This is a genomic window from Curtobacterium sp. VKM Ac-2922 (assembly GCF_022815645.1).
Classification (GTDB): domain Bacteria; phylum Actinomycetota; class Actinomycetes; order Actinomycetales; family Microbacteriaceae; genus Curtobacterium.
The window spans coordinates 112,174-125,376 of record NZ_JALGRO010000014.1 but is presented as its reverse complement, the minus strand read 5'-3'; the positions used below and the strand labels follow the sequence as shown (position 1 = coordinate 125,376).

Genomic DNA, 13,203 nt, shown 5'->3' with positions numbered 1-13,203 from the left:
CGGTGCCAGCTGGCACCGCGCCTCCTGTCTGTCTGTCTGTCTGTCTGTCTGTCTGTCTGTCTGTCTGTCTGTCTGTCTGTCTGCCTGTCTGCGGTCGGCTAGACCGCGCGACCCGCGTCGCTGTCGCGACCACCCGATCCGCGTCCGGTCTCGTCGACCAGCGAGTACAGGCTCAGGACGTTGCCGTCGGGGTCGTGCACGTCGAACCAGTCCACGGCGCCGTCGACGCGTTCGATGGCGCCGACGTCGATGCCGAGCGCGGCGATCCGGGTGTGCTGCGCGACGACGTCGTCCACCCCGAAGCGGACGACCACCGGGTTCTCCTCGGCGTCGGGGTCCTCGACCAGCTGGATCCAGATCCCGCCGATCTCGTACTCGGCGATGCCGGCTGCGGGCTCGAGGTCGGGGTCCAGGCGCTCGAACACTGCGCCGTACCACAGGCAGGACGCTTCGATGTCGGTGACGGGCAGCCCCACGGTCACGCTCGTGATGTCCATGGCTCATCATGGCCCGCGCGCGCCGTCCGCGTCGAGGGGATTCCTGTCGGCTCGCGCTTCCTCCACGATCCCAGTAAGCGGGGGGTTGTCCACCGACCCCTGTTCTGGGTGGGCCCTGACCCCTCCGCCCCCTCATTCTGGGACTGCGGGGCCGACTGGTCCCGGCCGTAGCGTGGTCAGGCGTCGAACCCGAAGCTCGGCGCGGTACACGCCCTGACGCGACCCAGAAGGAGGCTCCGAGGCCCATGGCGACGCTCTCCGAGATCCTGATCCTCAACGGAGCCCTCCCGATCGAACACCTCGACGCGCTCACCGGCGACGAGGAGATCGACGAACGGTCCATCCGGACGCTGGTCGACCGTGGGGTCGTGAGCGAAGCGCAGTTCATCACCGCCCGGGCGGCGTCGAACAACTCCAAGACGGTCCCGCTGACCGACTACCCGGTCGACGGCACCGCGGTCTCGATCCTGCCCGCGGCGCTCTGCCGTCGGCACGGGGTGCTCGGGGTCGGGTTCGAGGGCGACGTGCTCGTCCTGGCGATGGTGAACCCGTCCAACGTGCTCGCGATCGACGACGCGCGTGCGGCGTGCGGCCGGGCGATCAAGCCCCTGCAGGTCGACGAGCGCGACATGGTCGCGGCGCTCGACCGGTACCTGCGCGCCGACGACGAACTCAGCGACCTGACCACCTCGCTCGAAGAGACCGCGTCCGCCGCCACCCAGCAGGCCGACATCTCCGAGGGGTCGCTCGACGACGTCCCGATCGTCCGCTTCGTGAACCTGCTCGTGTCGCAGGCCATCCAGGACCACGCCTCCGACATCCACATCGAGCCCGGCGAGCACGAGGTCCGGGTGCGCTACCGCATCGACGGCGTGCTGCACGAGATGGCACCGGCGCCCAAGAACATCCAGAACGGCGTGATCAGCCGGCTCAAGATCATGAGTGACATCGACATCGCCGAACGACGCAAGCCGCAGGACGGCCGCATGTCGGTCCGGCACGGCGGACGCCAGATCGACCTCCGGGTGGCCACGCTGCCGACGGTGTGGGGCGAGAAGGTCGTCATGCGCATCCTCGACAACACCAACACGTCGCTGACCCTGTCCGACCTCAACCTGCTCGAACAGAACGCCCGGGCGTACCAGCGGTCCTACTCCAAGCCCTACGGCATGATCCTGGTCACCGGACCCACCGGCTCGGGCAAGTCGACCACGCTCTACACGACGCTCAACGCCGTCGCCCGTCCCGAGATCAACGTCATCACCGTCGAGGACCCGGTCGAGTACCGGATGGCGGGTGTCAACCAGGTGCAGGTGAACCCGAAGGCCGGCCTGACCTTCGCCTCGGCCCTCCGGTCGATCCTGCGTTCCGACCCCGACGTCGTCCTGCTCGGCGAGATCCGCGACCACGAGACCGCGCAGATCGCGATCGAGGCCTCGCTCACCGGCCACCTCGTGCTGTCGACCCTGCACACCAACGACGCGCCGTCCGCGATCACCCGTCTGACCGAGATGGACATCGAGCCGTTCCTGGTCGGCTCCGCGCTCGACTGCGTGGTCGCCCAGCGTCTGGCACGCAAGCTCTGCGACCGCTGCAAGGCCCCCGCCGTGTACGAACCGTCGCAGCTGGCGGCGCTCGGGTTCATCAGCAGCGCCGACGCTCCGGTGCCGGCGTTCTCCGCACCGATCGGCTGCGCGGTGTGCTCGAACACCGGGTACCGCGGCCGCATCGCCCTGCACGAGGTCATGACCGTGACCGAGGAGATCGAGCGGCTCGCCGTCGCCCGGGCCTCGAGCGCCGAGATCAGCCGCGTCGCGCAGGACCAGGGCATGCTCACCCTCCGTCAGGACGGGTGGGAGAAAGTGAAGCTCGGTCTCACGAGCATCGACGAGATCCTGCGCGTGGTGGCGTAGGCCGAGGAGACAACGATGACCGACTCCGTCTACGACATCACCGACGCCAACGAGCCGATCGCCGGCTGGCACCCCGGGAGCCCTGGCACCGAGGTCGGTGGGCGCCGCGCTGCCCGGCTGGCGCAGGCAGCTGGCGGTGCGCAGCCGTTCGCGGCTGCCGCTCCGACCGGCGCGGCGCCTGCGACGGCTCCGGCCGTGCCCGTCTACGACCTGACCGACGACATGGCCGGATGGCCCGCACCGTCGGCTGCGCCTGCCACTCCGTCCGCGGTGGTGCCGCCTGCGACGGCTGCGTACGGGTACGCCGAAGCGCCGCCGCAGCGTCTGCCCACCACCCCCGGTGGCGTGGCCGTCGCCGCCGGTACTGTGTCGGCCGTCGCCGCCGAAGCTGTGTCCGTCGCTGCCGTCGACGTGCAGGAGATCGAGTTCACCCGCCACGCTCGCGAGGTCGCCGACCCCGACCTGATCACGGCACTCGCGCAGGTCGTGTACCAGGGCGCTTCCGACCTGCACGTCACGGCCGATGCGCCGCCCACCGTCCGCGTCGACGGCTCGCTGCGGCCCGCGGTGCCCGGCGGCCCCTGGGCACGGAACAAGGTCGTGGCGGCGCTGAAGACCCTGATGTCGGTCGAACAGGCCGGGCAGTTCGAGCACGAGCAGGAACTCGACTTCGCGTACTCGCTGTCGCCGGAGTACCGGTTCCGCGTGAACTACTACCAGCAGCGCGGAAACTGGGGCGCGGCGTTCCGCATCATCCCCACCAGGATCAAGACGCTCAAGCAGCTCGGCATCCCCGCGCACGTCGGCGACTTCGCCAAGCTCCCGCGCGGACTCGTGCTCGTCACCGGCCCCACCGGCTCCGGCAAGTCGACCACTCTCGCCGCGCTCATCGACCTGGTCAACGAGACCCGTGCCGACCACATCGTGACGGTCGAGGACCCGATCGAGTTCATGCACGACCACAAGAAGGCGATCATCAACCAGCGCGAGGTCGGCGCCGACACCCACTCCTTCGCCAAGGCGCTCAAGCACGTGCTGCGCCAGGACCCCGACGTCATCCTGATCGGCGAGCTCCGCGACCTCGAGACGATCTCCGTCGCCCTCACCGCAGCCGAGACCGGGCACCTGGTGTTCGCGACCCTGCACACCCAGAGCGCCCCCGGCACGATCGACCGCGTCATCGACGTCTTCCCGCCGCACCAGCAGGGGCAGATCCGCACGCAGCTGGCGTCGACACTCGAAGGGGTCGTCTGCCAGACCCTCGTGCCGAAGGCGACCGGCTCGGGACGGGTCGTGGCGACCGAGATCATGACCACGACGCCCGCGATCGGCAACCTGATCCGCGAGGGCAAGACGTACCAGATCACCTCGGCCATGCAGGCGGGCCGCGACCTCGGCATGCACACGATGGACCAGGACCTCGCCGAACTCGTCAACGTCGGCACCGTCACCCGTGCCGCAGCGATGGAGAAGGTCCACGACCACGAAGGGTTCGACCGGCTCGTGCAGCGCGTCGAGTCCCCGTCCGACTCGTCCGCCGCGGCCATCGCCGCGAGCGAGATCGACTTCGGCGACAAGTTCTCCGGAGGCCACTGATGTCACTCGCGTTCGACTACCGCGGCCGCGACGGTGGCGGCAAGCTCGTCAAGGGCCGGCTCGACGCCGCGTCCGAAGGCGCCGTCGTGCAGCGGCTGCGCACGATGGGGGTCTCGCCGATCGCCATCACCGAGGCCAAGGCCGGCACGGGGCTGCAGACCGAGATCAAGATCCCCGGGTTCGAGAAGGGCGTCGGGCTGAAGGACCTGGCCATCATGGCGCGGCAGGCGTCGACGATGCTGTCGTCCGGGTTGTCCCTGCTCAAGGCGCTGACCATCCTCGCGGAGCAGACCGAGAGCAAGAAGCTCAAGGACATCCTGGGCAAGGTGCGCGACGAGGTCGAGCAGGGCGTCTCCCTGTCCGACGCGGTCGCCAAGTACCCGGTCGACTTCCCGCCGATCATGATCAACATGATCCGCGCGGGGGAGACCGGCGGCTTCCTCGACAAAGCGATGGACTCGATCGCCACGAACTTCGAGAAGGAACACAAGCTCCGGACGACCATCAAGTCCGCGATGACCTACCCGGTGGTCGTGCTGGTCATGTCCCTGGTCAGTGTCGTGGTGATGCTCATTTTCATCGTGCCGATCTTCTCGAAGATGTTCGCCGGGCTCGGCAGCGAACTCCCCTTGCCGACCCAGTTCCTCGTCGTGCTGTCGCACGCCATGGTGTGGCTCGCGCCGGTCCTGGCCGTCATCGCGGTCGTCGTGTGGTTGTGGTACCGCGCGCGGAAGAACACCGACCGTGTGCGCGCCGTCCTCGATCCGCTCATGTTGCGGATGCCGGTGTTCGGGGCGCTCAACCGCAAGATCGTCATCGCACGGTTCGCGCGGAACTTCTCGAACATGATCGGCGCCGGCGTACCCATTCTGCAGGCATTGCAGATCGTCGGACAGGTGTCGAACAACTTCGTCGTCCAGAAAGCCCTCGAACGCGTCGCGGAATCCGTTCGCAAGGGTGATTCGATCAATGGGCCACTGCAGCGCGAGAGTGTCTTCCCGCAAATGGTGTCGCAGATGGTTGCAGTGGGTGAGGACGCCGGATCGATGGAGATCATGCTCGAGAAGATCGCGGTGTTCTACGACGCTGAGGTCGAGGCCACGACCGAGGCGCTCACGTCGCTCATCGAGCCGCTCCTCATCGCCTTCCTCGGCGTGGTGGTGGGCGGGATGATCGTCGCGCTGTACCTGCCGATCTTCGACATCACGAACGCGATCCAGCAGCACTGAGCCTGCTGTCCACCCCGAGAACGGGGGACGCCGACGCGCAATTCGCCCCCGGACTGGGGGCGTTTTGTGTATCGATCACCCCCGTTCTCGGGATGACGCACGGGAATGTCCTGCGAATACGCTCGACGCGGCGGCGAAGCGCAGCCCGACCCATCTCCAGAGATTCCTAAGGAATGACAAGAATGTACTTCCAGATCATGGGCAAGCTGAATGCTCGCCGCAATGCAGCCACCGTCGACAACGAGAAGGGCTTCACCCTGATCGAGTTGTTGGTGGTCGTGATCATCATCGGCATCCTCGCCGCGATCGCGATCCCGGTGTACCTCGGCGTGCAGAACAACGCGAAGAACTCGGCAACGCAGTCCGACGTCTCGAACCTGAAGACCGCGGTCGTGAGCCTGCAGACGAACACGGGGTCGTTGCCCACCAAGTTCGCCGCTGCGGTCACGGCGACCAGCGGTCTGCCGGCCGGGTTCGCCGATGCCGGAGCCACCGTCAGTGCGAACACCACCTCGATCAACTACGCCCCGGTCGGGTCGAACGGTGACTTCTGCATCGCCGGCATCAGCACCAGCGGCACCGGCGCGAGCTCGAAGTTCTACGCCACCTCCACCAGCGGCGTGTCCACCACCCCCTGCACGATCTCCTGACCCGACCACCACACCTGAAGGACCGAAGCACCATGACGTTCAACTTCCTCGCCTCGCTCGACGAGCGACGCGCCAAGCTCCGCGACGGCGGCGACCGCGGCTTCACCCTGATCGAGCTGCTGGTGGTCGTGATCATCATCGGCATCCTCGCCGCGATCGCGATCCCGGTGTACCTCGGCGTGCAGAACAACGCGAAGAACTCGGCAACGCAGTCCGACGTCTCGAACCTGAAGACCGCGGTCGTCAGCATCCAGACCAACAAGGGTGCCCTGCCGACGACCAGCACCAGCTGGACGGCTGTTCCGGCCGCGGGCTCCGACCCCGACTGGGCAGCGGCGGGCATGACCCTGTCGTCCAACACGAAGACGCTCTACTACCAGTACATCAGCGCGACCTCGTTCTGCATCGCGGGGTTCAGCTCGGCGTCGACGGCGTACTACGCGACTGAGTCGGGTGGTGTGACGGGCACGAAGCCGTCGCAGTGCACCGCGGTCACCGCCTGACCTGACCCACTCCGCCAGCGGGGCAGCCGGGGAACTCCGGCTGCCCCGCTCACCCGCCCGCCCGACGACCCGACCACGCCACGGAGGTGACCATGATCCGACGACTCGCCACGATCCTCCGTCCCGTCGACCGCGCGGAGTCCGAGGCGGGCTTCACCGTCGTCGAGGTGATGGTCGCGATGATGGTCTTCGCGATCATGTCGGTCGGGATCGCCTACGGCATCGTGAACGCGCTGACACTCAGCCAGTCGAGCCGCAGCCGGACCACTGCCGTGTCACTCGCATCACAGGACATCGACGGGCTCCGGCAGACCGCCGCGGGGTCGGCGACCGGCATCCAGAAGGTCACGAGCATCCCGGCGAACGCTGGCGACGCACCCTTGACCAAGACCATCGGCGGCGTCGGGTACACCATCACGCGCGACGTCAACTGGGTCGACAGCACCGGAGCGACCAACGCGTGCGGTTCGTCGACCGGCGGGTACCTGGCCTACAAGAGCGTCGTCGAGACGGTCTCGTGGAAGAGCCGGAACAGCACGCTCTCCACGACCATGACCTCGGCCATCGCACCGGCCAGCGCCGTCACCTCACCGGGCAGCGGATCGATCACCGTGTCGGTGAAGACCGCGGCGGGCGTCGGCAACTCCGGCGTGACCGTCACGGTGACCCCGGTCGCCGGCGGCACAGGGGCCTCGCTCACGGTGCAGCCGGACGCGACGAACGCGCAGGGCTGCGCCGTCGCGCTGAACGTGCAACAGGGGACGTACACCGTCACCGCGTCGGAGACGGGCGGCATCGACACGAACCAGCACCAGCCGGCGCAGCAGACGCCGGTGACGGTCGTGGCCGGCGCGAGTGCCTACGTGCCCTTCGTCTACGACCAGGCGTCGTCGTTGACACTGCAGTACGCCGCCACGTACGGAGCGACCCTGCCGCAGAGCATGCCGACCACACTGTCGTCCGGCGGGGGAGGGCAGGACGTCATCACGCCGTGGGGGACGACGCCGACCGTCACGTCCGCGACGAAGACAGCGGTCAACGTGTTCCCCTTCGGCAACTACGCCGTGTACGCCGGCGCCTACAGCTCGGCATCGGGTGCGTCCAGTTGCCTCAGCCCGAACCCGGCGGCGTGGAGCACCCCGAACGCCGCGAACCAGGTCGGACTCGCTCCCCAGCAGGTGGGGACGGCCCCGGGCCAGCCGGCATCGGTCTCGCCGCTCCCCGTCATGACCGGCGTCGTGCAGGTCGGTGGCCTGAACAGCTCCACCTACGTGGTCGCCAGGACCGCGACCACCGCGGGCGCCGGTGACCCCGGCTGCTCCGCCGGGACGACGCTGACGTTCCCGACGTCGTCGTCCGGCAGTCAGGTGCTCGCGCTGCCGTTCGGCACCTGGAACCTGACCTTCTACTCGAGCCTGACCGGCACCGTCCTGAACCTGCTGAGCGGGGCCTCCGTCAAGAACCTCACGCCGGGGACCTCCAGCGGCGGTGTGCTGACGGGGTTCACCGTTGTCGCCGACCCGAGAGGACAGACGAAGTGATGCGTCCTGGCCTGCCGTCGCCCCGGGAGGACCGCGGGGTCACGCTCGTGGAGCTCCTCGTCGCGATGAGCGTCGCCACCATCATCATCATCGCCGTCGGCGGGTTCTTCGCTGCGACGGTCAAGGCGACGAGGACCGACCAGGTGAGCGAGTCGGGCATGCGCCAGGGCTCCAACGTGATGAACGCGCTCACGCAGTACGTCCACGCCGCGACCGTGTTGCCGCTCACCGACGGCACATACCGCGCAGCGCTGCAGCGTGCCACCCCGACGGACGTCGCGTTCTACGCCTACGTGAACATGTCGGGGTCCACGGCCCAGCAACCGGTGCAGGTCGAGTTCGTCCGCGACCCGTCGACCGGCCTGTTGCTCGAGAAGCAGTGGGACGGCGTGGGGGACCAGAACGGGTACTACGCGTTCCCCGCGCTGACGACCGCTCCGTCTCGGACGATCACGCTCGGCGGCCCGCTCGCCTCGCCGACGGTCGACGGTCGCAACCTGTTCGTCTACCTGGACGGCAGCGGCAACCCGATCGCATCTCCCGCGGCGAACCCGGGGGCCGTGCGTGCTGTCCAGGTCAACGTCGAGGCGGGCTCCACGGTGGCCGGGACCGCGGGCAACACCACCCTGCAGAACACGCTCTACCTCTTCAACGTGGGGTACGCGACGACGTCGACAGCGAGCCCGGCACCATGAAGCGCACCCTGCAGGTCCTCCGTCGGGCTCACGACGACGAGCGCGGCGTCGTGCTCGCCAACGTCGTCATCTTCGGCACCGTCCTGATGATGATCGTCGCGGGGCTGCTCGTGCTCTCCACCTCCGGGGCGGTCAAGTCGGCGTCGGACCGCGACTACCAGAACGCAGCCGCGGCGGCCTATGCAGGACTCGCCGACTACCAGTCGAAGATCTCGAACGACAACGGGTACGCGGTCTACGGCACGACGGCGAACGCGCAGTTCAGCGCCGCGTCGGGTGCCGTGTTCCAGGGGCTCGGCCCGAACGGCACGACGAACGCCGCGTTCGTCGGATGGGTGTCCGTGCCGAAGACCTCCGACCAGTGGTTCCGTTACGAGGTCGACAACTCCCAGTACGCCGCACAGGGGATCTTGAAGATCCGAGTCACCGGGAAGAGCGGCTCGACGACCCGATCGCTCGTCGCGAACCTCAAGGGCGACGGTTTCATCAACTACCTGTACTTCACGAACTACGAGTCGGCGCAACCGTCGACCACCAGCACCGTCTGCGCATCGAACTACCAGTGGCAGACCGGCGCATCGAACACCTGCGGGTACGTCCAGTTCGCCGCGCGGGACGTCCTGAACGGCCCGATCCGGACGAACGACACGTTCACCTCGTGCGGGGCGACGTTCAACGGCAGTGTCGAGGACCACGACGGGACGGTGGACCGTCCGAGCGGGTGCGCGTCGTCCACCTTCAACGGCGGGGCGCCGTCGGCCACCGCCTACCTCGGTCTGCCTGCCCTGAACTCGAACATGTCGCAAGAGGCTCGCACGGACCTGCCGGCGACCGTCCCCCGCCCGGGCTGCCTGTACACGGGACCGACGTCGATCGCGTTCAACGGCGACGGCACGATGACCGTGCGTTCACCGTGGTCCCGGGTGACGCAGTACAAGACCGCCGCGGACGGCTCGACGACCGCGTCCGACACGGCGAAGGCAGCGTCACTGTGCGGGAGCATCAGCGCACTGCAGAGCTCGTCGGGCGCGACGATCCCCACGCTGCCCTCGAACCTCGTCTACGTTCAGGACGTCCCCCAGACGAACTCGCCGGGCAACGCGAACGCGTGGGGCACGACCTTCCCGAGCGGGTACACGAACACGTACTGCAACACGAAGGTCACCGTGGCCGCCAACGGCTCGGCGACGAACTCTGCGTCGACCGCCTACAGCAACGGCCAGGGGTACCCCGCTGCCGGTGAGTGGGTGAGCGGCGGTTCGTACTCGTCGTTCGGTTCGACGTACTGGCGCACCGGGTCGACTGCCGACACCTACGGGTGCACCGACGGTGACGTCTTCGTCTCCGGCGCGTTCTCCGGAGCGATGACCATCGCCGCCTCGGGCACGGTCTGGCTCACGGGGAACGTGACCTACGCGAACGCGAACACCGATGTCCTCGGACTCGTCGGGCAGGATGCCGTCGAGGTGTGGAACCCGGCCAGGTGCTCGAGCTTCTCCGGGACCTCGTGCACGAACCCGTCGCTGCTGCGGCGCACGGGCGGGGAGTCCTTCGAGGTGGACGCCGGCATCGCGAGCAACGCCGGCACGTTCTGGAACCAGAACTACGACATCGGCCGCCCGCTCGGCACCCTCACGGTGAAGGGGTCCATCGCGCAGAACTGGCGTGGCATCGTCGCGACCGGCGGCGGCACCATCGCGACCGGGTTCGCGAAGAACTACGTGTACGACAGCCGGTTCCTGACGACGGCGCCCCCGAAGTTCCTGCAGCCCGTGTCGACGTCCTACGGCGTCACCACCCAGGTGGAGGTCCAACCGGCGTACTCCGCGGGCGGTTCGTGCATCAAGACGGCCGCAGGGGTGTGCCGATGAGCGCCATGGCACCGCCGATCGGCGTGCTCGTCGCCATGGTCGGCGTGTTCGGCCTGGCGATCGGCTCGTTCCTGAACGTGGTCGTGTACCGCGTCCCGGCAGGGATCTCCGTCGTGAGCCCGCCCAGCGCGTGTCCCTCGTGCTCGCATCCGATCCGTCGTCGGGACAACGTGCCCGTGCTGTCGTGGCTCGTCCTGCTCGGACGGTGCCGTGACTGCCGAACCCCGATACCCGTCCGCTACCCGGCGGTCGAAGCGTCCACCGGTGTGCTCTTCGCGATCGTGACTGCCGTCTGGGCGTCCTCCGGCGCCGGTGCGAGGACGGCGGAGCCGGGGCGGGTGGTCGTCCTGGTCGCACTGCTGTACCTGATGGCGGTGAGTGTCGCACTGGCGCTCATCGACATCGACACCCATCGGCTGCCCAACGCGATCACCTACCCGTCGGCGATCGTCATCACGGTCTTGCTCGTCGTCGCGTCGGTCGTCAGTGGCGACTGGGGAGCCCTGGTTCGTGGTCTCATCGGGGCCGTCGGACTCAGCGCGGTCTACCTCGCGTTGGCGTTGGCGGTCCCCGGTGGGATGGGACTCGGCGACGTCAAACTCGCCGTCGTGCTCGGTCTGGCGATGGCGTACCTCGGATGGGGACCCCTCGCAGTGGGCGCTTTCGGAGCCTTCCTGGTCGGCGGTATCTTCGCCATCGTCCTCCTCCTCGTCGGACGCGCACGGTGGCGGGGCGGTGTCCCGTTCGGGCCCGCGATGCTCACCGGGGCCTGGATCGGCGTCTTCTTCGGCGCGCCCCTCTGGTCGCTCTACCTCGGTGTGCTCGGCCTCGCCTGAGCACCCCTTACCGAAAGCAGTCACCATGGCCAAGAGCATCGTCGGCCTCGACCTCACGGGTACCTCCATCCGTGGGGTCGAGGTCGCGGATCCGGACAAGGCGCGCCCGAGAGTGCTGCGCGTGGCCGAGGTCCCTGCTCCACCCGGCGCCATCAGCCGTGGCGAGGTCCTGGAGCCGAACACGGTCGCGCAGGCGATCCGGACTCTCTGGCGGACCGGGCGCTTCCGGTCGCGGCGAGTGGTCTTGGGCATGGGGAACCAGCGCGTCCTCGCGCGTGACCTGACCGTCCCGCAGGTCCCGGCGCAGCAGATGCGCGAGAGCCTCCCGTTCCAGGTGCAGGACATGCTCCCCGTCCCGGTCGGTGACGCCATCCTCGACTTCCTGCCGACGTCGGCCGGTGCCGGTGACAACGGTCCGACCGTCTCGGGCCTGCTCATCGCCGCGGTCAAGGACGCCGTCCTCGCGAACGTCCGCGCCGTGCAGCTCGCTGGGCTCACGCCGGCGGGTGTCGACCTGATCCCGTTCGCACTGAGTCGTTCGCTGATCACCCGCCGACGGATCCCCGGCACGATCGCACTGATCGAACTCGGGGCCGACACGACGAGCGTCGTGATCCTGACCGACGGCACGCCGCAGTTCGTCCGGATCATCCCGAGCGGTGGCAACGACGTGACGAAGGCGCTCAGCGGACGCCTCGAGATCCCGATCGACGAGGCCGAGTCGGTGAAGCAGTGGTTCGGCATCGGCCGCGAAGCGCTGACACCCGATGATGCTCGCGCACTGGCGATCACGACCGAGGCCGTCGGGGAGCTCCTGTCGAGCCTCCGGAACACCGTCAAGTACTTCGTCAACACCCGGCCGGAGAACCCGGTCGACTCCATCGTGCTCACCGGCGGCGGGTCGCTGATGTCGGGGTTCGCGGCGGCGCTGAGCGGCCAGACCGGTCTTGCCGTCGAGCAGGGCGACGCGTTCGCGGATGCTCTCTTCGCCAGGACGATCGACGCTGACGACATCGCCCTGCGCCGTGAGTCGGTCACGGTGGCGTACGGTCTCGCAGTCGGGAGCCGGGCAGCATGAGCAACCTCGAGGTCACGATCACGAACGGACCCGCGCGCGGCCGGTTCCGTCGTCGCGGGGGCAAGGGCGCTCCGGCTGGCGAACCCGTGCCGTCGACCAGCCCCGTCCCCGAGGTCCTCGAACGCCCGACGCGGTCGAAGCGGGTCCCCGTCCAGGCGTTGGGCGGGGAGCCCCGGGTGGACCTGCTCCCCGCCGAGGTGCACGTCGAGCGGCGTGCTCGAGCGGTCGCGCGGCGCGCCTGGCTCGCGGTGGTCGTGGTCGGCGCGGTCGTGGTGCTGGTCACCGGTCTCGCCACTGCCGACGGTCTCCGCGCACGATCTGACCTCGCGCAGGCCCAGACTGCCGGCGCTTCTGTCCTCCAGCAGCAGCTGCAGTACAGCGGTGTCCGCACCGTCCAGCGGGAGAGCGACCTGATCCAGGCCGCGCAGGCAGTGGGCGGGTCGGCCCAGATCGACTGGGCATCGGTACTCGGAGCCGTCGACACGGCGCTGCCGACCGGGACCGACGTGACCGGTCTGACGGTCAGTTCGATGGACCCGGTCAAGGGCTTCACGCAGTCGGTCGAGCCGCTCGCCGCGACGCGGGTGGCCACCGTGGACATCACGATCGCCAGCCCGACCGTGCCGTCCGTGCCCGACCTGGCCGATCGGCTCAAGGACGTTCCCGGGTACGTGGACGCCACCATCTCGACCGTGTCGAGCGAGGGGCAGGGTGCGACCTACGCGGGTCAGATCAGCCTCGAACTCGGTCCCGCCGCGTTCGACAAGACCTACGAGTACAAGGCGGCGAACTGA

At 68.5% G+C, this 13,203-nt stretch carries 12 protein-coding genes; 11 read left to right on the top strand and 1 reads right to left on the bottom strand.

Translation table 11 applies throughout. The features are described 5' to 3' along the window. Positions 1-98: 98 nt before the first annotated feature. Positions 99-497 (bottom strand): VOC family protein, encoded by a 399-nt coding sequence (locus MT346_RS15920; RefSeq protein WP_243564060.1) that lies wholly within the window; start codon positions 495-497, stop codon positions 99-101. 245 nt (positions 498-742) lie between these two features. On the opposite strand from MT346_RS15920, the gene MT346_RS15915 reads away from it, so the two are divergent. From MT346_RS15915 to MT346_RS15865, 11 genes are all read left to right on the top strand, one after another. Further along, positions 743-2,410, top strand: coding sequence for a GspE/PulE family protein (locus tag MT346_RS15915; RefSeq protein ID WP_243564059.1), 1,668 nt, complete (start codon positions 743-745; stop codon positions 2,408-2,410). A 15-nt stretch (positions 2,411-2,425) separates the two neighbouring features. Continuing rightward, positions 2,426-4,006, top strand: a complete 1,581-nt coding sequence (locus MT346_RS15910) for a type IV pilus twitching motility protein PilT (protein WP_279397151.1) — start codon at positions 2,426-2,428, stop codon at positions 4,004-4,006. After that, the gene (locus tag MT346_RS15905) at positions 4,006-5,235 is read left to right on the top strand and encodes a type II secretion system F family protein (protein WP_243564058.1); all 1,230 of its coding nucleotides are present in this window, start codon (positions 4,006-4,008) and stop codon (positions 5,233-5,235) included. Before MT346_RS15910 ends, MT346_RS15905 begins: the two co-directional genes overlap by 1 nt. 182 nt (positions 5,236-5,417) lie before the next feature. Then, positions 5,418-5,885, top strand: a complete 468-nt coding sequence (locus MT346_RS18490; protein WP_308221915.1) for a prepilin-type N-terminal cleavage/methylation domain-containing protein — start codon at positions 5,418-5,420, stop codon at positions 5,883-5,885. Between the two features lie 32 nt (positions 5,886-5,917). Continuing rightward, entirely contained in the window at positions 5,918-6,388 is a 471-nt protein-coding gene (locus MT346_RS18200; RefSeq protein WP_279397150.1) for a prepilin-type N-terminal cleavage/methylation domain-containing protein, read from the top strand. Positions 6,389-6,480: 92 nt separating this feature from the next. Next, a complete protein-coding gene (locus MT346_RS15890; RefSeq protein WP_243564057.1) occupies positions 6,481-7,929 on the top strand; it encodes a carboxypeptidase-like regulatory domain-containing protein in 1,449 nt (482 codons plus the stop codon). Then, complete coding sequence (locus MT346_RS15885) at positions 7,929-8,624, top strand: PilW family protein (RefSeq protein ID WP_374202535.1); 696 nt, start codon at positions 7,929-7,931, stop codon at positions 8,622-8,624. Before MT346_RS15890 ends, MT346_RS15885 begins: the two co-directional genes overlap by 1 nt. Further along, positions 8,621-10,495 carry a hypothetical protein gene (locus tag MT346_RS15880; RefSeq protein ID WP_243564055.1) on the top strand — a complete coding sequence of 625 codons (1,875 nt, stop codon included), beginning with the start codon at positions 8,621-8,623 and terminating at the stop codon, positions 10,493-10,495. The genes MT346_RS15885 and MT346_RS15880 overlap by 4 nt, the downstream gene beginning before the upstream one ends. After that, positions 10,492-11,331, top strand: a complete 840-nt coding sequence (locus tag MT346_RS15875; protein WP_243564054.1) for an A24 family peptidase — start codon at positions 10,492-10,494, stop codon at positions 11,329-11,331. Before MT346_RS15880 ends, MT346_RS15875 begins: the two co-directional genes overlap by 4 nt. Positions 11,332-11,356: 25 nt before the next feature. Beyond that, positions 11,357-12,409 (top strand): type IV pilus assembly protein PilM, encoded by a 1,053-nt coding sequence (pilM, locus tag MT346_RS15870; protein WP_243564053.1) that lies wholly within the window; start codon positions 11,357-11,359, stop codon positions 12,407-12,409. Beyond that, positions 12,406-13,203: a hypothetical protein gene (locus tag MT346_RS15865; RefSeq protein ID WP_243564052.1), complete on the top strand. Its 798-nt coding sequence runs from the start codon at positions 12,406-12,408 to the stop codon at positions 13,201-13,203. Before pilM ends, MT346_RS15865 begins: the two co-directional genes overlap by 4 nt.